Genomic DNA, 20226 nt, shown 5'->3' with positions numbered 1-20226 from the left:
CGGTCAGCCCTCCTGCGATGCGCTCATCGCGCGCTGCTGCAGGGCCGTCATCCGCTCCAGGACGGTCTCGGCCGTCGGCTTGCGCAGCTCGTCGACGACGACGCCGTCGGCGAGGAAGACGACCCGGTCGGTGTACGAGGCGGCGACGGGATCGTGCGTCACCATGACGATCGTCTGGCCGAACTCGTCGACGCTGCGGCGCAGGAAGCCGAGCACCTCGGCCCCGGACGTGCTGTCGAGGTTGCCGGTGGGCTCGTCGGCGAACACGATCGAGGGCCGGCCGACGAGCGCGCGGGCACAGGCGACGCGCTGCTGCTGGCCGCCGGACATCTCGTTCGGACGGTGCTTGAGCCGGTCGGCCAGTCCGACGGCCTCGATGACCTGGCGGTACCAGTCGTCATCGGGCTTGCGGCCGGCGATGGATAGCGGCAGGAGGATGTTCTCCTCGGCTGTCAGCGTCGGGACCAGGTTGAACGCCTGGAACACGAAGCCGATCCGATCGCGACGCAGACGTGTGAGGTCCTTGTCCTTCAGTGCGGCGAGCTCGGTGTCACCGATGACGACCGATCCCGCGGATGGCGCGTCCAGAGCAGCCATGCAGTGCATGAGGGTCGACTTGCCGGAGCCGGACGGTCCCATGACAGCAGTGAACTCGCCATCGAGGATGTCGAGGGTGACACCGTCGAGGGCGTGCACCTCGGCGTCGTTCTTGCCGTAGATCTTGACGAGGTCGCGGGCCTGAGCGGCCACGGTGGTGGTGGTCATGTCCCACAGCCTAGAAATCAGGGCCGGTTCCCGTCACTCGGGTTCTGCCCTGAGACAACCCTGAGAGTCACTCAGGGGACCCGGAGCGAGGAGCGGCGGACGCAGGATGTGATTCTGCGGTTGCCCTGGCGACCACCGAAGCACATCCTTGGTGCACAGCGGACGAAAGATGTGATTCCGCGGTAGTCCCGGCAACCGCAGAGACACATCTCTCGTGGCCCGCCGCCCTGCGGACCATTCCCGCTCGCGCGAGAGCACCTCATCGACGGCGGCCCGCTGTACGTGCCGCACGGATCATCCCCGCGTGTGTGGGGATGGCGGCCCTGAGATCACTCGATCACGGTCGAGGTGTTCCAGAGATCGATCGCGTCGTCATTGCCGTGGCCCACCAGCTCGTCGATACGAGCGAGCTCGTCATCGGTGAAATTGGTACGATCCGCCGCGGCCGCATTCTCGTCGAGCTGCTCCGGACGGGACGCGCCCACCAGCGCGGAGGTCACCCCGCCAGGACGCAGGGCCCAGGAGATCGCCAGCTGCGTCAGCGACTGACCTCGATCCCCGGCCAGCTCCGCGAGACCGCGCAGACGATCCTGATTGCGCTCCACGACCGACTCGTCGAAGGACGGACGCTCCGTCGCACGTTCGACAGCGCCCTCGCCGACATACCGATCGCTCAGCAGCCCCTGCGCGAGCACCGTGAACGCGATCGACCCCATCCCCACGTCGTCCAGGGTGTCCAGCAGCTCATCCTCCACCCACCGGTTCACCATCGAATACGCCGGCTGATGGATGACCAGCGGCGTCCCCAGGTCGCGGGCGATCTGCGCCGCATCGCGCGTCCGCTCCGGCGAATACGAGGAGATGCCGCCGTAGAGCGCCTTGCCCTGGCGGATCGCCGTGTCGATCGCCCCGATCGTCTCCTCCAGCGGTGTCGCGGAGTCCGCGCGGTGCGAATAGAAGATGTCGACATAGTCCAGGCTCATCCGCTGCAGCGACGCGTCCAGGCTCGACAGCAGGTACTTGCGCGAACCCAGGAACCCGTGCGGGCCCGGCCACATGTCCCAACCCGCCTTGGTCGAGATCACCAGCTCGTCACGGTAGGGGCCGAAATCGCCGCGCATCATCCGGCCGAAGTTCTCCTCCGCGCTCCCGTACGGCGGCCCGTAATTGTTCGCCAGGTCCAGATGCGTGATGCCCAGATCGAAGGCGCGGCGCAGCACCGCTCGCATGTCGTCGAAGGTCCGGTTGTCGCCGAAGTTGTACCAGAGCCCCAACGACACCGGCGGCAACAGCAGACCCGACCGACCCACCCGCCGATAGGGCCGATGACGATAGCGATCCTCGGCGGCCTGCCACGGCCGATGCGTCTCGGGAACCGGATCGGAGTACCAGACCTCATCGCTCATACACCCGAGCCTAGAGCGATCCAACCGACCGGACACGACCTCAGAGGTTCCACGGATAGGCTCGACCCATGAGCGTGGCGCCCACCGACCTGGAGATCGTCGGCTTCGTCGTATCGCCCCGACGCCGCTTCCAAGGCCGCCCGGCCGACGGCCCCGAACCCTACGACGGTGACGAGCACCCCACCCGGATCGACATCCGTGCGGGACTCGGCGTCGTGGGAGACCGCTACTTCAACGCCGGATTCCCCTATGCGGCGATCACCTTCATCGCCGAAGAATCCGTCGACTGGCTCGCCGAGCACCTCGACTCCGGCCCCTTCGACCCGCTCCTCGCCCGCCGCAATGTCATCACCCGAGGACTCGACGTCGATGCGCTCGTCCGCACCGAGTTCGCCCTCGACACCCCCGACGGCATCGCACGCTTCCGATCGATCACCCCCGCCAACCCCTGCGCCTGGATGAACGAGATGTACGCGCCCGGCGCCCACCAGGCCTTCCGCGGACGCGCGGGGATCCGCTGCGAACCCCTCACCGACGCCAGCCTGCGACTCGGTCCTGCCCGGCTCACCGCCTCCCGCGACCTGGAACGCGACGAGCTCCACCGCCGCGTCAGCCAAGCGGCCGCCATGCAGGCAAGCCAGTAGACAGGAGCATTCATGCCCGTCGTCGAGTCGAAGGTCCTCGTCCCCGTCAGCCCGGACATCGCCTTCGCCGTGTCGCAGACCACCGGCGAGGCAAGGCTGCGGTGGGACCCGTTCATCCGCCGCCAACGCTTCGTCGGCGACGCCACCGACCCGGGGACCGGCGTGCAGACCCTCACCGTCCACCGGCTCGGCTTCCGCATGATCAGCGAGTACGTCTCCTACCGCCCCCCGTCGACCGTCGGCATGAAGATGGTCACCGGACCGTGGTTCTTCGCCAAGCTCGGCGCCGGCTGGCGGTTCACCGAGGACACGCCCGGACGGACGATCGCCGTCTGGCGGTACAACTTCACCTGCCGGCCACGGTGGCTCGCTCCGCTGGCCGAACGCATCGGCAGCGTGATCCTGCAACGCGACATCGACCGGCGTATCCGCGGCTTCGCGCGCGGATGCACCGACCCGGTAGTGCTCGACGCCGCGCGAGCCTCGCGCGAGACCGACTGACCGGCTCAGGCGAGACGGGTGAGCTCGACCTCGACGATCGAGTCGACGGACCCACCGGTCGCATAGATGCCCCGCAGCGGCGGCACATCGGCGAACTCCCGTCCGATGCCGAGGGCCACGTGCCGCGGGCCGATCGCGCCGTCCTCGAGCACGTCGTAGCCTGTCCAGTCACCGTCCCACCACTGCACCCACGCGCACGGCTCCGAGGTGAACGTCTCGCCGACCGGCGGATCATCATCGGCATGGACATATCCGGAGACGAAGCGAGCGGGAATCCCGGCCTGGCGCAGCGCGCCGAGGACCACGTGCACCAGATCGTGCACCACCCCCGCACGCGCCTCCCACACCTCACGCGCGGTCGACGAGACATGGGTCGGTGCGCCGAGCCGCTGCACCTCGGTCCGCACGATCTCGCCCACCGCATGCACGTACTCGGCCGGCGAGCCCGAAGCCTCCCGGATATCCAGCAACCGGGATGCGAGGCCCGCATCGGGGTCGGTGACCTCACTGGGGGCGAGGTACTCACAGTGCCGATCGCGCAGATCGGGGTCGGCCAGACCCTCCCATCCGATCGCGTCGACCGAGCCGGTATCGACCGGTCCCGTGTCGACGACCGAGGTCGCCGAGACGGTCAGCACCTCATGCTCCTCGGTGACCTCGAAGGCGGTGACCGTGGTGCCCCAGTAGTCGCGGTACTCCTGTGACCACGCGCTCGGGTCGACCTCGACCCGCGACCGGAGCACCACCTGATCGCCGGTGGTCAGCGGAATCAGGCGTGCCTCGCTGTACGTCGCCGCCGAGGACTCGGCATAGCGGTGGCTCGTGACGTGACGGACGCGCCACTGCATCGTGTCGGCACCACTCATAGCGACACCCTCCCGGACCACTCGTGCCATTCCTCCTGGGCGAAGTACCGCGACGTCAGCGCGTCGCTGGCCGTACCGCAGGAACGCTGTATCCGCTCCATCTCGAAGGGCAGGTTGTCCATGATCTCGCCGAGCGGCCGGTACTCCAGCTCGGTGCGGGCCCGCCCCAGGAGCCGTTGCGCCTCGTCGGCGAATCCGGCGCGACGGCCGCTGCGCTCGAGCCTCTCGAGGGCCAGTTCCGCCTCCATCAACGCCGAGACGACCGAGCGCGGGAACCAGCGGTCCAGCAGCATGTACTCCGCCGCCGCACGATCGGCCTCGATGCCGCGATAGGTCCGGATGAAGCTCTCGTAGCCGCTGCACGCTCGCAGGGTATTCGACCAGGCGACCTGAGCCCCGCTGCTCGCCGCGGCAGCGAGGATGCGAGCCGTCATGTCGGCGCGTTCCAGGCTGCGCCCGAGGCTGTAGAAGTACCAGCCCTGGTCGCGCGGCATGGTGTCCTCCGCGATACCGGTGATCATGGCGGTCCGGCCACGCACCCACGCGAACATCTCCGGCGGTCGCATCGACGTGGCCATCGGCACGCCCTGCCAGGTGGCGTTGATCGCCGACCAGATGTCGGTGGAGATGGTCTCACGAGTGCTGCGCGCGGCCTCGCGCAAGCCGCCGATGACGGCCACGATCGAGGAGGTCGAGGACGCGTCCAGGGCCAGGAGCTTGAGGATCGACCATCGGTTGGGCACACCGTCGAAGTCCTCGATGCCCATCACGGTGAGCAGCTGGTCGCACACGGCGACCTCGTCGAGGCCCGGGTCCTCGACGAGTACCTGCATCTGCACGTCCAGGAGGCGGGCGGTGTCGTCGGCGCGCTCGACATAGCGGCCGATCCAGAACAGCGACTCCGCGATCCGGCTGAGCATCACACGTCACCTCCGGACTGGGACTGCTCCTCGAGCAGCAGCTCGGTCTCCTCGGCCTCGGCCGATTCGGCGTCGCGGGCGAGGATCCAGGTGTCCTTGGAGCCCCCGCCGCGCGAGGAGTTGACGATGAGCTCGCCCTCGGGAAGGGCCACGCGCGTCAGGCCACCGGGCAGCACCCACACCTCGTCGCCGTCGTTCACCGCGAACGGCCGCAGGTCCACGTGGCGGGGCCGGATGCCGTCCTCCACGAGGGTCGGGACCGTCGACAACGACACCACCGGCTGCGCGATCCAGTCGCGGGGGTCGGCGAGGATCTTGCCGCGGACCTCGTCCAACTCGGCGGGGCTCGCCGCCGGGCCGATGACGATGCCCTTGCCGCCCGAACCGTCGACGGGTTTGAGCACCAGCTCGCCGAGGCGGTCGAGGACCTCCTCGCGCTGGTCCGCGTCGCCGAGGCGCCAGGTGTCGACATTGCGGAGGATCGGCTCCTGGCCGAGGTAGTAGCGGATCAGATCGGGCACATAGGTGTAGAGCAGCTTGTCGTCGGCGACCCCGTTGCCGACCGCATTGGCGATCGTCACATTGCCCGCGCGCGCCGCGTTGATGAGACCGGGGACCCCCAGCGCGGAGTCGGCCCGGAACTGCACGGGGTCGAGGAACTCGTCGTCGATCCGCCGATAGATGACGTGGACCGGCGCGAGCCCCGCGGTGGTGCGCATCATGACGCGTCCCGCGTGGCAGACGAGGTCGCGGCCCTCGACCAGCTCGACGCCCATCGTGCGAGCGAGCAGCGTGTGCTCGAAGTAGGCCGAGTTGTAGACGCCGGGGGTCAGCACGACGACCGTGGGATCGTTGACGCCCGCCGGCGCGGCGGCGCGCAGGGCGTGCAGCAGGGCCCGGGAGTAGCGGGCGACCGGCCGGATGCGGTGATCGGCGAAGACCTCGGGCAGCGCCGCGGACATCGCGCGGCGGTTGGTCATCACATAGGAGACACCGGAGGGAACCCGGACGTTGTCCTCCAGCACCCGGAACTCGCCGCCCTCGTCGCGGATGAGGTCGACCCCCGCCACGTGGACGCGCACGCCGTTCGCCGGATCCACGCCGGCGACGACCCGGTGATAGTGCGGGGAGGTCATGACCGTCTCGCGGGGCACCACCCCGTCGCTGAACAGCTCGCCGGGGCCGTACGCGTCCGCGAGGAAGGCCTCCAGCGCCTTGACCCGTTGCTGGACTCCGGCGTCGACGGTCTCCCACGCCTCGGCCTCGATGATGCGCGGGACGATGTCGAGGGGGAAGGGTCGTTCCTCCCCCGCCACGCCGAAGGTGATCCCCTGCTCCAGATAGGAGGAGGCCAGGGAGTCGGCCCGCTGGCGTACGTCCTCGGTGCCCATCTCGCCGAAGGCCTCCGCGATGCCGGCGTAGAGCTCACGCAGACCGGTGGCGGTGAACATCTCGTCATATCCGGCGAGGGGTCCATACCCGTCGAAGAGTCGTCCGTCCGTCACGTCCCCACCCTAGGGGGGATTCGTGTCGAACACTTTTCGAGCGGATTCCGGGTGACTCGTTCATGTCGACGATGCCTCCCGTCAGCACCGAGCGGTTACGATGCGTAGCGGAAAGGGTACGCAGATGGGCGATGTGCTGGTGCTCAACGCGAGTTACGAGCCACTGCAACGCGTCTCCCTGCGGCACGCCATCAAGATGCTCGTCCGCGAGGTCGCCGTCATCGAGGAGTCCGATGACACGAGCTTCGGCCCCTTCCCCCGCCCCACGGTGCTGCGACTCGTGCGCTATGTCGTCACCGCGTGGATGCACCGTCCCGGGCGGCTATGCACCAAGACCGCGATCAAGGCCCGCGACCGCCAGCGCTGCGCCTACTGCGGCGGCCGTGCCGAGACGGTCGATCACGTCCTCCCCCGATCGCGCGGCGGCACGCTGTCGTGGGAGAACGCCGTCGCGGCGTGCCTGCGCTGCAACCACCGCAAGGCCGATCGGACCCCCGAGGAGGCCGGGATGCTGCTGCTGATCGTGCCCGCCGAGCCGCGCCGGGCACTGCCCAGCTGACCCGGCGGGCCCTCTCAGCCTCGTTCCGCCGCCTCCGGTGCGTGGACGGGCAGCTCCCGCGCGGTGTCCGCGTGGCGATCGATCGACTCCTCGATCTTGCGCAGCAGGCGATCGAGCAGCCCCAGCTCCTCCTCATCAAGGTCGGCCAGCAGCGTCGACTGCGCCAGCACGTGCTGTCCGTAGACGGCATCGATGAGGTCGCGACCCCGCTCCGACAGCGAGACGTGGACGACTCGCCGGTCCCGCGCGTCGCGGTTGCGCTCGATCAGGCCATCGGCCTGCATCCGGTCCAGCCGCAGCGAGATCCCGCCGCTGGTGAGCATGGACGACTCGGCCAGCTCGGTGGCGGTCTTGCGAGCCGAGGCGCCCGAGCGCCGGAGGTTCGCGAGCACGTCGAAGGAGCCCAGCGACAACCCGGCCGCCTCGTGGCGGGCGTTGAAGATCGCGCGTTGCCGCGTGACGATGCGCGAGAGCCGGCCGAAGACCCCCATCGCCGACAACGGCGGCAGGTCGGGACGTTCACGCTCCCAGTCCCGCACCACCTCGTCGACCTTGTCGGGTCGGTCCGCCGCCTGGGCCGGTGTCTCGCTCACGTCAACGCCCTTCTCCTCGCTCACAGTCCGCCGGCCGCCTCGAACGAGCGTCCGCTCCGGCTGCCGCGCACCAGCAGCCGCTCGAGCAGGCCGATGATCGCGAAGAGCACCAGACCCAGCGCCGACAGGTAGCCGATACCGGCGAACACGGTCACAGTGTCCAGGTTCCCGCGCGCCTGGGTGATGAGCACCCCCAGGCCCCGATCGGCTCCGACGAACTCCGCCACGACCGCGCCGACGACCGCGAGCGTGATCGCGACCTTCGCCCCGGCGAAGATGCTCGGCAGCGCCCATGGGAAGCGGATCTTCCAGAACGCCTGCCAGCGGCTCGCGCCCATCGAGCGCACGAGCATGAGGCTCTCGGGACGAGCGGCGTGGAAGCCCACGGCGGCGTCGATCACGAGCGGGAAGAAGCTGATCAGCACCACCATGAGGATCTTCGGCGGATCGCCGAAGCCGAACCAGATGATGAACAGCGGCGCGATGGCGACCTTCGGCACCACCTGCGACAGGACCAGCAGCGGATAGAGGGCGCGCTCGAAGAGCGGGCTGTAGACCATCCCGATCGCGATGGGCACGGCCACCAGGACCGACAGCACGAAGCCGAGCACGATCGCCCAGAGCGTCGGCACGGACGCCTCCCAGTAGCGCGAGGCGTCGACGACCATCGACTCCACGATGGTGAACGGCGCCGGCAGCACGTATTCCTCGACGAGCCCGGTCGACGAGGCGATCTGCCAGGCACCGACCAGCAGCACGAGCAGGGTCGTGCTCGGAAGCCAGCGACGTGCCGCCCCCGCGAGCTTCGCCTGGATCACGCCGTCACGGGTCGTGGTCGGTCGCGCGGTGGAGGGCGCGGTGACCGTCTGTTCACTCGTCATCGCCGAACACCCCCAGTCGCGAGAACTCGTCACGGATCGCGTTCACGTGACCACGGAACTCCTCCGAGCCCCGGTCGGCGATGTGCCGCGGGCGGGGCAGGTCGATCGTCAGGTCGGCGGCGATGCTCGCCGGTCGAGGGCTCAGCACCACGACGCGGTCGGCGAGGAAGACGGCCTCCTCGATGCTGTGGGTGATGAGGACGACGGTGCTGCGCACCGTGAGCCAGAGATGCTGCAGATCCAGTTGGACCTGGTCGCGGGTGATCGCGTCGAGCGCCCCCAGCGGCTCGTCCATGAGCACCATGCTCGGCTCGTGCAGCAACGCACGGCACAGGGCGACCCGCTGCTGCATGCCTCCGGAGAGCTCGTCGGGGTAGTGGTCGGCGAAGCCCTCCAGTCCCACGTCGGACAGCAGTTGCAGGGCCCGCTCGCGGTAGGCGTTCTTGTCGAGCTTGCGGATCTCGGCCTGGAGCAGGATGTTCTCCAGCGCCGTCCGCCAGCTGAGGAGCTCAGCGCTCTGGAAGACGATGCCCGCGCTGGTCATCGGACCGTCGACCCGCTCGTCGCCGACATCGATCGAGCCCGAGGTGGGCTGGGTCAGGCCGGCGAGCGCCATCAGCAGGGTGCTCTTGCCGCAGCCGCTGGGTCCCACGATCGCGAGGAACTCCCCTTCGGCGATGTCGAGCGACAGCCGCTCGACGGCGGTGACGGTGCCGTTCTTGGTGGAGAAGGACTTCTCGACATCGCGGAACCGGATGAACGGCTCCTCGCGCACCGCGGCCGTCATGAGTCAGCTCCCAGCTCGTCGGTGCAGGATTCCGGCAGGAACCCGTTGTCGGCGATGTCCTCGACCGCCACCCGGCCTTCGTCCACTCCGCCGTAGGTCTCCATCAGCTCGATCGTCGAGGTCCAGTCCTCCTTCGACATGCAGCCGAAGGGCTGGCCGTCGGTGGACTCGGTGTACGCGAGCTCCATCGAGATGCCCCACTGCTCGGCCAGGACCCCGCGGTCGACCGTGCTGTCGGGGGCGTAGGCGTAGAAGGCCTCGACCGCCTCCTCGGTGTTCGCATTCGTCCACTCGACCGCCTCGGTCAGCGCGGCCAGGAAGCGCTCCATGGTCTCGGGCCGGTCCTCCAGGAAGTCCGATCCGGCGACGATGCCCGAGCTGAGCATGTGGATGCCCTCCTCGCTGTAGGGCATGACGATGGGGTCGCAGTCGCACTTGAGCCCGATATTCGGTCCGCTGACGTTCAGCAGGCCGAAGGTGAAGTCGGTCTGACCGGCCATGAACAGCTCGGTGCGGGTCGGGATGTCGACATTGCGGAACTGCACGGAGGCCTCATCGATGCCCGCGGCCTCGGCGTACGCCGGGAAGATCCGCTCGGCGGCGGAACCGGGCGTGTAGCCGGCGGTCTTGCCTTCGAGGTCCTCCGGGGAGGCGATGCCCGACTCCTCGAGGGCGTAGAGCGCGAGCGAGGAGTCCTGGACCATGCCCGCGACCATCCGCACGTCGATGCCCTGGGCCGCCGACTGGACGAGGCTGCCGGCGTCCACATAGCCGATATCGTCCGATCCGTTGCCGACCGTCTGGATCGTCGTCGCCGACTCCTTGCCCTCATTGAGTTCGACGTTCAGGTCGTGCTTCTCGAAGATGCCGGTCTCGACGCCGGCGACCAGCGGAAGCACCGCACCGGAGTAGTAGACATCGGTGCGGATCTTCACGGTCTCGCGACCCTCGGCATCGGTCTGCGGCTCACTTCCTGAGCCGCACGCCGACAGCATCAGTAGTGCCACCACCCCCAGTGCGACTGCGGTCCATCGTCGTCTCGGCTCGCCACTCACGTTGCTCTCCTTCGATCTCGACCCCAGGTCCACCCGTGGGGTGGACCAGACCGGGCCTCCCCGGCGGGACCGGTCTGGAGGCCATCAGCCACGGTGCTCGCGTTCGTCCGCGGGGACGATTGCTTGGCAGTTAATTGCTTTCCTATAAGACACTTAGTGCTAAGTGATGTCGAGTCGGGTCGCCACATCATGAGACACGAGTCACACTTTGGAAGGGAAGGCTTGCCTTACTATGTGAGTAACCAAGGAGGTCCCATGGCAGCTCGCGCGAGTGCGATGGTCAAGCCGGCGCAACGAACACTGCTGCACCTGCAGGTGCTGCGCACGACCCGGCTCAGTCCGCATTTCCACCGGGTCACCGTGGGCGGCGGCGATATCGACCGTTTCACCCCGATGGGCTTCGACCAGTGGTTCCGGCTGTTCCTCCCCACCGGCGATACCGGAGCCCTCGACCGCATCCCCGCCAAGGCCAACGAGACCCTGGGGTACCTGCGTTATCTGGCCATGAGCGATCGCCCGCTGATGCGCAACTACACCGTGCGCGCCCACCGTGCGCTCAGCACCCACGGACCTCAGATCGACATCGACTTCGTCGTGCACGGACCCACCGACGATCCGACACAGAGCGCCGCCGCGTGGGCCGCCCGCTGCTCACCGGGCGACCGACTGGCGATCATCGACGAGGGGATCGGCTTCAATCCCGAACGCGGCGTCGACGATGTGCTTCTCGCGACCGACGAGACCGGGCTCCCGGCGATGAGCGGCATCCTCTCGTCGCTTCCGGGGTCGGCACGGGGCCTCGCCGTCTGCGAGGTCGCCGATGCCGACGACCGGCTCGAGGTGGACGCCCCGGAGGGGGTGGAGGTGCGCTACCTCGTCCGTGGTCACGACGCACCCGTCGGCCAGGCCGCGCTGGCCGCGGTCGGCTCGGCCAGCGTCCCCGGGCATGCGTGGCTCGCGGGCGAACAGGGACTCGTCTCCAGCGCCCGCCGCGATCTCGTGGGGCGCGGACTCTCCACCGGTCAGATCAGCTTCTGCAGCTATTGGAAGCTCCCGCGCCACCAGCGGGTCGGCTGACACGCTCCGCCCACGGCTGGCGCGCGGCCGTAGGCTGGTGCCCCGTGCGTCCTACTCGAACCCTGCTCGACGTCGTCCGCGGCGGATTCATCGGCCTCGTCGAGATCGTGCCCGGTGTCAGCGGCGGCACCGTGGCCCTGATCATCGGACTGTACGAGACCCTCATCGACTCCGCCGGCCACCTCGCCCGGGGTCTCATGCGCCTCGTGGCCGACCCGATCCGCGGTCGCGGAACCGCACGCGCCCGGCATGACCTCAGCGCCGTCCAGTGGGGAATCGTGCTGCCGGTGGTCGTCGGCATGGCCGTCGCCGTCATCACCGCCGCCCGTCTGCTGGCTCCGGTCATCGAGGACCACCCGGTCGAGGCGCGGGCTTTCTTCGCCGGTCTCATCCTGATCTCGATCGCCGTGCCCGCGCGCATGGTGGGCGGACGATGGCGAGGCCGGGAGGTGACGCTGGCGGTGCTCGCCGCCGTGGCCGCCTTCCTCGTCACCGGCATCCCGCCCGCGACGATCGAGGACCCGCCGCTGTGGATCGTGGGCTTGGCAGCCGCGGTCGCGATCTGCGCCCTCGTGATGCCCGGTCTCTCCGGCTCCTTCATCCTGCTGGTGCTCGGGCTCTACGCGCCCACTCTCGACGCGCTCAACGACCGCGACCTCGCCTACATCGCCGTGTTCGGCCTGGGTGCCGTCATCGGACTCGGCGGATTCGTCCAGGTGCTGCGCTGGCTGCTGCGCGTGCACCGGCGCATCACGCTGGCCATCATGACCGGGCTGATGGCGGGCTCGTTGCGCGCGCTCTGGCCGTGGCAGACCGATGAGTCGGCGCTTCTCGCCCCCAGCGGATCGCTGACGATGCCGATGACGCTCTTCGCCATCGGCGCCGCGCTGGTGCTGACCCTGCTGATCGCCGAGGCGCTGGTGCACCGTCGGCGTGCCGTCACCACCTAGAGCAGCGACCGGACCCGTGGGCGGTGAGTAGGCGTCCTTCCGCCCGGGCGAGCGGTGCCTCAGCGTCCTTTCTCACGCGCGGAAGGACGCCTACTCACCGCTAACCAAGGGAGAAAGGACGCTAACTCACCGCCCGGCGACGCGGTATGGGATGACTCACCGCCCAACGCGGGGTGAGCGGCTAAAGGCCGGCGCGCTCGTAGATGTCCTCGAGATCGTCGAGATAGCGACCCTCGTCACCGGCGGCGCGCTCATAGGCGGCGATCGCCTCGGCCGTGACCTCATCGGCCACCGCGGCATAGCGGGCATTCCAGGCCTCGGCATCGAACTGCCAGTATCCGCAGGTGTAGAAGTCCGACTGGGGCCAGCCGAGCTCGCGGCGCAGGCGCTTGCGCACCGCCCGGCTCGCCGCCGCCTCGCCCGCGAGCCAGACATAGCGGTCCTCCTCGGGGAGCTCCCGCTCGCAGACGGCCGCGACGAGCGCGTCGCCGATGCGCGTCTCATCGGCCACCACCTGCCAGGTGACGTCGAGATCGGCCGCACTGGGCAAGGCGATCTCGTCGGCGGCATCGGTGAGCACGACGTGGGCCTCGATACGCCGGCCGGGCTCCGCCTCACGCAGGATCCGGGCCAGCGCGGGGACGCCGGTGATGTCACAGACGAGCAGCTGCCAGCCCACGTCCGCGCGCGGCTTGTACAAGCCGTGCGGGTCGATCACGGCGACCTCGTCGCCGACCACGCACGTGCGGGCCCAGTCCGAACCGAGTCCGGTGTCGTGCACGGCGATGTCCAGATCGATCTGTACATCACCGTCGACGATGCGGTGATCGGAGATCGTGTAGACGCGCGGCTCCGGGGGCGTGACGTCCTCGGGGAAGCTCCAGCCTCGCTGTCCGCCCATGATCGGCAGGACGAGCTCGTGCCCCGGCAGGGCGATGAAGACCCGGACGTACTCGTCGGGGACACCGGTCGAGACCCATCCGTCGAGACCACCGAGCGTGATGGTCACCAGATGCGGGCTGAGCTGTCGCCGGCCCCGCACGACGGCGCGATAGGAGTTCACTTAGGTAAGCCTAAGCACGATGGCCTGACGGATCAAGCGGGGCCCGCTCGCGGCCGATGTCAGCCGCCGGGCCGGTAGCCTCGGACGGGTGAAGTCCTCTCTCCAGGTGCGCGCGATCCCGACCGACGACCACCTCGCCTTCATCGCGAGCCGGCGGTCCGTCAGCTTCCTGCAGACCCCCGCGTGGGCGACCGTCAAGAGCGAGTGGCGCGGCGAGTCCCTCGGCTGGTTCGCCGGCGGCGAGCTCGTCGGTGCCGGCCTCGTCCTCTACCGTCAGCTGCCCAAGCTCAAGCGGTACCTGGCCTATCTACCCGAGGGTCCCGATCTCGACTGGACCGGCGGCGAGCTCGACGACGCGCTCTCGGCGCTGGCCGCCTATCTGAAGTCCCAAGGCGCCTTCGGTATCCGCATGGGACCGCCGGTCGTCACCCGCCGCTGGTCCGCAGCCACCATCAAGGCCGCCCTGGCCGATCCCGTGCTCGCCCAGCTGAGCGATGTGCCGGCCGACGAGCAGGACACCGAGGCACTGGCGATCGCCGACCGGCTGCGCTCACTCGGCTGGCGCGAACTGTCGACCGACGGCGGGTTCGCCGCCGGCCAGCCGAAGTACAACTTCCAGATCCCGCTCGCGGGACGCACCGAGGAGGACCTCCTCGCCGGCATGAACCAGCAGTGGCGCCGCAACATCCGCAAGGCGGCGAAGGCGGGCGTGGAGGTGACTCGAGGCGGACGCGAGGATCTCGCCGCCTTCCACACGGTCTACGCCGAGACCGCCGAGCGCGATCACTTCACCCCGCGGCCGCTGTCCTACTTCGAGACCATGTGGGACGCCCTCACGGGGGAGGACCCGGACCGGCTGAGTCTCTATCTCGCCCACCACGAGGGCGATCTCGTCGCCGCCACGACACTCGTCCAGGTCGGCGAGCACGCCTGGTACTCCTACGGCGCATCGACCTCGGCCAAGCGGGACGTCCGCGGCTCGAATGCGATCCAGTGGCAGATGATCCGCGACGCGATGGCTCGGGGGGCGACGGTCTACGATCTGCGTGGCATCACCGAGACCCTCGACGAGGACGACCCGCACGTCGGCCTGATCCGCTTCAAGGTCGGCACCGGCGGTGAGGCCACCGAGTATCTCGGCGAATGGGATCTACCGTTGAACCGCGCGCTCTACGCCGGTTTCACGGCTTATCTGCGCCGGCGCGGCTGATCGGGAGGACACCATGGCATTCGATCTCCACCTCGACGAGAAGCGGTGGCGCGACCACCTGCGTCACATCTCCGACGCCACCCCCGGCATGGTCCCGGTCATCAAGGGCAACGGGTACGGCCTCGGCCGCGATCTGCTCGCCGACGAGAGCCGCGAGCTCGGTGCCGACCTGATCGCGGTCGGCACCTATGCCGAGGTCCCCGGCGCCCTCGACCGGTTCGACGGCTCGGTCATGGTCCTCACCCCGTGGCGACCGTTCACGACCGATGTCGTCCTCGACGAGCGCGTCATCCACACGGTCGGTCGCGTCGAGGACATCGCCCAGCTGGCCGGTGAACACGCCGGCGCGCGCGTGATCGTCGAGGGCGAGACCTCGATGTCGCGGCATGGGCTGGACCGCCATGAGCTCGCCCCCGCCACCGAGGCGCTCGGCGAGCTGGTCGTCGAGGGATTCGCGATCCACCTGCCGATGGCCGGCGGCAATCTGCGCGAGGCCGAGCAATGGGCCGCCGTGCTGGAGACCTCTCGACTCGACACCACGACCCTCTTCGTCTCCCATCTCACGCCCGTCGAGTTGAGCCAGCTGCGCGAACGCAGGCCTCAGCTGACGATCCGTCCGCGGATCGGCACCTCGCTGTGGCTCGGCGACCTGGGGGCACTGGAGGTCCGGGCGACGGTCCTCGACCGGCATTTCGTCGAACGCGGCGAGCGCATCGGCTACCGCCAGCGTCCCGTGCCGCGTGACGGTCACGTGCTGATCATCGCCGGTGGCACCAGCCATGGAGTCGGCCTGGAGGCACCGCGCGCCGTCGCGAGCACAGTCGATCGCGGCAAGTCCCTGGCCAAGGGAGGCCTGGCCGCCACCGGCCGGGCTCTCTCACCCTTCACCGTCGCCGGCAAGCAGCGCTGGTTCGCCGAGCCGCCGCACATGCAGGCGAGCATGGTGTTGCTGCCGGCCGATGTCACGGCTCCGGCGATCGGCGATACCGTGCCGGCTGCCGTGCGTTACACGATCGCGACCTTCGACCAGATCCTGCGCCACTGACGCCCCGCAACGACCGCCGAGGTGGCAGATCGCCGATCGCGTAGGCGTGGCGAGCGCGTGGCGATGGAGCCGTGACACGAGGGGCATAGCCGTCACGGAGCGAGATCACACCAACGCACGTGGCCTCGATACGGTTCGCGCGCTGAGCGCACTCACCTACTCGACCACCGAGGTGAGCCTCGGGTCAGTCGCGGGTCCAGCCGCTCGGGGCCGGAACCGTGGGAACGGACGGGCCGCCATCGTCGCCGCCGTCGCCCGGATCCTCCGGCTCGGGTGAGGGCTCCTCGGTGGGCTCCGGCTCGGGTTCGGGCTCCGGCTCGGGTTCGGGCTCGGGTTCCGGTTCGGGCTCGGGTTCCGGCTCAGGCGGCGGCGGGGTGTAGAGCTGGCCCTGCGAGGCCTGGATATTGCCGGGCGCCGGGAACTCACCGCAGTCGCTCGGATCGATCACCTGACGCTGGAACGCCCCGAAGGTCTGCGCCGGATAGGTGCCGCCGAAGAACGGGTTCAGATACCCACGAAGCTGCTCATTGCCGACACCGCGACTGAACGTCACGGCCGTCACGAGCTTGGGCGTCATGCCGATGAACCAGGAGGACGACACCCGCTCGCCACCGCCGCTGGCGTCCGTGGCGGTCGCGGTACCGGTCTTGCCCGCCGTGGGGCACTGCGTCTGGGCGCTCGTGCCGGAACCTCGCCGCACGACCGACTGGAGCGCCTGCACGGTGTCGCCGGCCACGCCCTCGGACATCGCCTGGCTGGTGGACACCTCGTGCTCGTACTGCGGCTCGTCCTGGGAGTTGACCACCCGCTCGATGACGTACCACTCGGCACGCTGGCCGCCGGACGCGAAGGTCGCGTAGGCATTCGCCATGTCGACCGGCCGCACGCCCTCATAGCCCAGCGAGACACCGATCACCGGCTCGATCCGGTCGAGGGTGGCCTGCGGGATGCCCGACTGCTTGGCGGCGTCGAGGATCCGCTGCGGGCCCTCCTCCATCTGATCGGTGAGATCGACGAAGGCGGTGTTGACGGAGTTCGCGGTGGCCTGGTCCAGCGAGACACGGCCATAGGACTGACCACCGCTGTCGCCCTGGTTGACGATCGTGTCGTTGCCGATCTGCAACGGCGAGTTGCCGTTGAGCAGCGTGCGCAGGCTGTACCCGTTCTCGAGCGCCGCGACGACCGCGAAGGCCTTGAAGGTCGAGCCCGGCTGCACCAGCTCGGTCGCCCAGTTCAGGCTGGCCCGCTCGCCCTCGCCGAGATAGTCCGGTCCGCCGTACATCGCCCGCACGGCTCCGCTCCCCGGCTCCACCGAGACGAGGGACTCGTTGAGCTCGTCGAGACCCTCCGGACGAACCTGGTTCACCGCCTCGACCGCGGCATTCTGCATGCCCGCGTCGAAGGTCGTGATGATGTCCAGGCCACCGCCGTTGATCTCATAGTCGGTGAACTGCAGATTGGTCATCTGCGTCTTGACGAGCTGCAGCAGGTGACCGTTGGGGCCCTGGTAGTCGTTGCTCTCGCTCGGCTCCTGGAAGGCCGGGAGCTGATCGGCGAACTCGGCCGCCTCCTCGGCGGTGATGTCACCGGCCTTGGCCATGCCGTCGAGGACGTAGTTGTAGCGCGGAAGGATGCGCTCGGCCGCGCCCTCGGTGTACGGGTTGTAGTAGGTCGGGCTGTTGACGACCGTGGCGAGATAGGCGGACTCGGGAATCGAGAGCTCGGCCGCCGACTTGCCGAAGTAGTTATTGGCCGCGACCTCCACGCCGTAGGCGCCGTTTCCGAAGTAGATGGTGTTGAGATAGCCCTCGAGGATCTCCTGCTTGGAGAGCTGCCGATCGACCTTGATCGAAAGAATCGCCTCTTTGGCCTTGCGCGTGTACGTCTGGTCCTGTGTGAGGTAGAGGATCTTGACGTACTGCTGCGTGATCGTGGAACCGCCGCCGGTGATCTCACCGCTGGAGGTGTTGTCGCGCAGGGCGCGCACGATGCCGCGCAGGTCGATGCCCCGGTTGTCCCAGAAGGTCCGGTCCTCGGCGGCGACGGCGGCCGCCCGCATCGGTTCGGCGATCTCGTCGTAGTCGACCATGATGCGGTCCTGTGTGGCGAAGGACCCGATCTTCGTGGAGCCGTCGGAGAAGTAGACGTCGGTGGTCTGCGTCTGGAAGTCCGCATTGGGGTCGGGGATCTTGACGACCGCGTAGGCCGTCGCGAAGGCCGCGGCACCGGCCAGGAATCCCAGGACGGCCAACAACAGCAGCCAGCGGATGACCTTGACCGGCCACGGGCCGTTGCCGCCGATCCGACGGAACAGCCCGCGCTTCTGGGAGTCCTTCTTGCGATTCGTCGCCACGTACCTATCCCTTCGTACGGCAGCAGGGCACGCGCCACCAGCGTCCCAGTGTGCCGTGTCGCGCCCCAAGTTCCAAGAATCACCCCCGGGGGGAGGCTGACGAACGTCGCGGCTCGATGTATCGTTTCGATATAACCAGTCGTCAGTGAATGAAGGAAGTCGATCGTGTCTCGTCGTGGAGTCGCCTTGGAGTTGGCCGTGCTCGGTCTGCTCGCCGACTCACCCATGCACGGGTACGAGCTGCGCAAGCAGGTCAACGCGCTGCTGGGCTGGACGCGTCTGTTGTCGTACGGAACGCTCTACCCCTGCCTCAAGCAGTTGGGGCGCGCGGGATACATCGTCGCCGACGAGGACGCCTCCAGTGGTCGCCGGACCAAGATCACCTATCGACTGACCGCCGACGGCAAGGAGCACCTGGCCGAGCTGTTGGAGGACACCGGCCCGAGCGCGTGGGACGACGAGAACTTCGGCGTGCGATTCGCCCTGTTCTCGCGGACCACCTCCTCGATCCGGGTCCGCATCCTCGAGGGGCGGCGCAGCCGCCTGGAGGAGCGGCTCGACACGGTCAAGAACGCCGCGCAGCGCGGACGTGAACGCATGGATGCGTACACCGCCGAGCTGCAGCGTCACGGCCTGGAGTCCGTGCAGCGCGAGATCACCTGGCTCACCGAGCTGATCGAGCGCGAGCGGGCCGCGGCCGACCAGACCAATGACGGCGACCTGCCTCCCGCGGGCCGCCGGGAAACCACCCGAAACAAGAAGAAGTGAGGACCCATGAGTTCGGTACGCGTAGCGATCGTGGGCGTGGGAAACTGCGCCACGTCCCTGATCCAGGGCGTCGAGTACTACAAGAACGCTGATCCGGCCGGAACCGTCCCCGGGCTCATGCACGTGCAGTTCGGCGACTACCACGTGCGCGACATCGAGTTCGTGGCCGCTTTCGACGTCGACGCCAAGAAGGTCGGCTTCGATCTCGCCGAGGCCACGCAGGCCAGCGAGAACAACACCATCAAGATCACCGACGTCCCCCCGACGGGTGTCACGGTGCAGCGCGGTCACACCCTCGACGGTCTGGGCAAGTACTACTCCGAGACGATCGAGGAGGCCGACGGCGATCCCGTGGACGTCGTGCAGGTCCTCAAGGAGACCGGCGCCGACGTGCTGGTGTCGTACCTCCCGGTGGGTTCGGAGGAGGCCGACAAGTTCTATGCGCAGTGCGCGATCGACGCGGGTGTCGCCTTCGTCAACGCGCTGCCGGTCTTCATCGCCTCGGACCCGGAGTGGGCTGCCAAGTTCGAGGCCGCCGGCGTGCCGATCATCGGCGACGACATCAAGAGCCAGGTCGGTGCCACCATCACGCACCGCGTCATGGCCAAGCTGTTCGAGGACCGCGGCGTGTCGCTGGATCGCACCTATCAGCTGAACGTCGGCGGCAACATGGACTTCAAGAACATGTTGGAGCGCGAGCGGCTGGAGTCCAAGAAGGTCTCCAAGACCCAGGCCGTGACGTCGAACCTGCACGGCTCCCTCGCCGGCAAGATCGATGACAAGAACGTGCACATCGGCCCGTCGGACTATGTCGCCTGGCTCGATGACCGCAAGTGGGCCTACGTGCGCCTCGAGGGACGCGCCTTCGGCGATGTTCCGCTGAACTTGGAGTACAAGCTCGAGGTGTGGGATTCGCCGAACTCGGCCGGCATCATCATCGACGCGATCCGCGCGGCCAAGATCGCCAAGGATCGCGGTATCGGCGGACCGCTGATCTCGGCCTCGTCGTACCTGATGAAGAGCCCGCCGGTGCAGCGCGAGGACACCGAAGGCCGCGCCAAGCTCGAAGCCTTCATCGCCGGTGACGAGGAGCGCTGACCGCCCGACGCAAGGTACAGAGGCGCTTGCCGCGGTGATGAGGAGCGCTGAGCGCTCACGTCAGCTGCAAAGCGGCCTGCGCCGGTGACGAGGAGCGCTGACCGCCCGACGCAAGGCACAGAGGCGCTTGCCGTGGTGATGAGGAGCGCTGAGCACTCAGCTCGATGACGAAGGGCCGGA

20 protein-coding genes are annotated in these 20226 nt (G+C 68.5%); 9 read left to right on the top strand and 11 right to left on the bottom strand.

The annotated features are described in order from the left end of the window. Window positions 1–3: 3 nt before the first annotated feature. Both JL108_RS10635 and JL108_RS10630 read right to left on the bottom strand, forming a co-directional pair. Window positions 4–765, bottom strand: a complete 762-nt coding sequence (locus JL108_RS10635; RefSeq protein WP_205198251.1) for an ABC transporter ATP-binding protein — start codon at window positions 763–765, stop codon at window positions 4–6. A gap of 329 nt (window positions 766–1094) precedes the next feature. Continuing rightward, complete coding sequence (locus tag JL108_RS10630; RefSeq protein ID WP_205198250.1) at window positions 1095–2171, bottom strand: aldo/keto reductase; 1077 nt, start codon at window positions 2169–2171, stop codon at window positions 1095–1097. 68 nt (window positions 2172–2239) lie between these two features. On the opposite strand from JL108_RS10630, the gene JL108_RS10625 reads away from it, so the two are divergent. Together JL108_RS10625 and JL108_RS10620 are read left to right on the top strand one after the other, a co-directional pair. Then, window positions 2240–2815, top strand: coding sequence for an MOSC domain-containing protein (locus tag JL108_RS10625; RefSeq protein ID WP_185973240.1), 576 nt, complete (start codon window positions 2240–2242; stop codon window positions 2813–2815). A gap of 12 nt (window positions 2816–2827) precedes the next feature. Next, a complete protein-coding gene (locus JL108_RS10620; RefSeq protein ID WP_205198249.1) occupies window positions 2828–3316 on the top strand; it encodes an SRPBCC family protein in 489 nt (162 codons plus the stop codon). 5 nt (window positions 3317–3321) lie between these two features. Here the strand turns inward: JL108_RS10620 and JL108_RS10615 are convergent, their stop codons facing one another. The 3 genes from JL108_RS10615 to JL108_RS10605 are packed head-to-tail and all read right to left on the bottom strand — an operon-like array spanning window position 3322 to window position 6553. Then, a complete protein-coding gene (locus tag JL108_RS10615; protein WP_205198248.1) occupies window positions 3322–4182 on the bottom strand; it encodes a transglutaminase family protein in 861 nt (286 codons plus the stop codon). Next, window positions 4179–5102, bottom strand: coding sequence for an alpha-E domain-containing protein (locus JL108_RS10610; protein ID WP_143914916.1), 924 nt, complete (start codon window positions 5100–5102; stop codon window positions 4179–4181). The genes JL108_RS10615 and JL108_RS10610 overlap by 4 nt, the downstream gene beginning before the upstream one ends. After that, window positions 5102–6553 (bottom strand): circularly permuted type 2 ATP-grasp protein, encoded by a 1452-nt coding sequence (locus tag JL108_RS10605; RefSeq protein WP_143914925.1) that lies wholly within the window; start codon window positions 6551–6553, stop codon window positions 5102–5104. The genes JL108_RS10610 and JL108_RS10605 overlap by 1 nt, the downstream gene beginning before the upstream one ends. Window positions 6554–6707: 154 nt before the next feature. Here JL108_RS10605 and JL108_RS10600 point away from each other — a divergent pair, with 154 nt between their 5' ends. Further along, window positions 6708–7166 carry an HNH endonuclease gene (locus JL108_RS10600; RefSeq protein WP_240190922.1) on the top strand — a complete coding sequence of 153 codons (459 nt, stop codon included), beginning with the start codon at window positions 6708–6710 and terminating at the stop codon, window positions 7164–7166. 14 nt (window positions 7167–7180) lie between these two features. On the opposite strand, the gene JL108_RS10595 is transcribed toward JL108_RS10600, so the two are convergent. From JL108_RS10595 to JL108_RS10580, 4 genes are read right to left on the bottom strand one after another with little or no spacing between them, the layout of a single operon-like run. Then, window positions 7181–7759 (bottom strand): MarR family winged helix-turn-helix transcriptional regulator, encoded by a 579-nt coding sequence (locus tag JL108_RS10595; RefSeq protein ID WP_205198247.1) that lies wholly within the window; start codon window positions 7757–7759, stop codon window positions 7181–7183. Window positions 7760–7779: 20 nt separating this feature from the next. Further along, window positions 7780–8640, bottom strand: coding sequence for an ABC transporter permease (locus JL108_RS10590; protein ID WP_205198246.1), 861 nt, complete (start codon window positions 8638–8640; stop codon window positions 7780–7782). Beyond that, window positions 8630–9427, bottom strand: a complete 798-nt coding sequence (locus tag JL108_RS10585; protein WP_205198245.1) for an ABC transporter ATP-binding protein — start codon at window positions 9425–9427, stop codon at window positions 8630–8632. Before JL108_RS10585 ends, JL108_RS10590 begins: the two co-directional genes overlap by 11 nt. Further along, a complete protein-coding gene (locus tag JL108_RS10580; protein WP_205198244.1) occupies window positions 9424–10482 on the bottom strand; it encodes an ABC transporter substrate-binding protein in 1059 nt (352 codons plus the stop codon). Before JL108_RS10580 ends, JL108_RS10585 begins: the two co-directional genes overlap by 4 nt. 255 nt (window positions 10483–10737) lie before the next feature. Here JL108_RS10580 and JL108_RS10575 point away from each other — a divergent pair, with 255 nt between their 5' ends. Beyond that, a complete protein-coding gene (locus JL108_RS10575) occupies window positions 10738–11559 on the top strand; it encodes a siderophore-interacting protein (RefSeq protein WP_205198243.1) in 822 nt (273 codons plus the stop codon). 44 nt (window positions 11560–11603) lie between these two features. Then, window positions 11604–12509, top strand: a complete 906-nt coding sequence (locus JL108_RS10570; protein WP_205198242.1) for a DUF368 domain-containing protein — start codon at window positions 11604–11606, stop codon at window positions 12507–12509. Between the two features lie 181 nt (window positions 12510–12690). Here JL108_RS10570 and JL108_RS20480 read toward each other — a convergent pair whose 3' ends face one another. Continuing rightward, window positions 12691–13572, bottom strand: coding sequence for a siderophore-interacting protein (locus tag JL108_RS20480; RefSeq protein ID WP_205198241.1), 882 nt, complete (start codon window positions 13570–13572; stop codon window positions 12691–12693). Window positions 13573–13660: 88 nt separating this feature from the next. Here JL108_RS20480 and JL108_RS10560 point away from each other — a divergent pair, with 88 nt between their 5' ends. Together JL108_RS10560 and JL108_RS10555 are read left to right on the top strand one after the other, a co-directional pair. Continuing rightward, window positions 13661–14782: a peptidoglycan bridge formation glycyltransferase FemA/FemB family protein gene (locus JL108_RS10560; RefSeq protein WP_205198240.1), complete on the top strand. Its 1122-nt coding sequence runs from the start codon at window positions 13661–13663 to the stop codon at window positions 14780–14782. Window positions 14783–14795: 13 nt separating this feature from the next. Next, a complete protein-coding gene (locus JL108_RS10555; protein WP_205198239.1) occupies window positions 14796–15827 on the top strand; it encodes an alanine racemase in 1032 nt (343 codons plus the stop codon). Window positions 15828–16011: 184 nt separating this feature from the next. Here the strand turns inward: JL108_RS10555 and JL108_RS10550 are convergent, their stop codons facing one another. After that, a complete protein-coding gene (locus JL108_RS10550; RefSeq protein ID WP_205198238.1) occupies window positions 16012–18180 on the bottom strand; it encodes a transglycosylase domain-containing protein in 2169 nt (722 codons plus the stop codon). A 165-nt stretch (window positions 18181–18345) separates the two neighbouring features. On the opposite strand from JL108_RS10550, the gene JL108_RS10545 reads away from it, so the two are divergent. Both JL108_RS10545 and JL108_RS10540 read left to right on the top strand, forming a co-directional pair. Next, the gene (locus tag JL108_RS10545; RefSeq protein WP_143914664.1) at window positions 18346–18948 is read left to right on the top strand and encodes a PadR family transcriptional regulator; all 603 of its coding nucleotides are present in this window, start codon (window positions 18346–18348) and stop codon (window positions 18946–18948) included. 6 nt (window positions 18949–18954) lie between these two features. Continuing rightward, window positions 18955–20046: an inositol-3-phosphate synthase gene (locus JL108_RS10540; RefSeq protein WP_205198237.1), complete on the top strand. Its 1092-nt coding sequence runs from the start codon at window positions 18955–18957 to the stop codon at window positions 20044–20046. Window positions 20047–20226 lie beyond the last annotated feature (180 nt).

It is taken from the genome of Aeromicrobium sp. YIM 150415, from assembly GCF_016918125.1.
Taxonomy (GTDB): Bacteria; Actinomycetota; Actinomycetes; order Propionibacteriales; family Nocardioidaceae; genus Aeromicrobium; species Aeromicrobium piscarium.
Note: the sequence above shows the minus strand (reverse complement) of the source record. Positions and strands in the feature narration are given on the sequence as shown.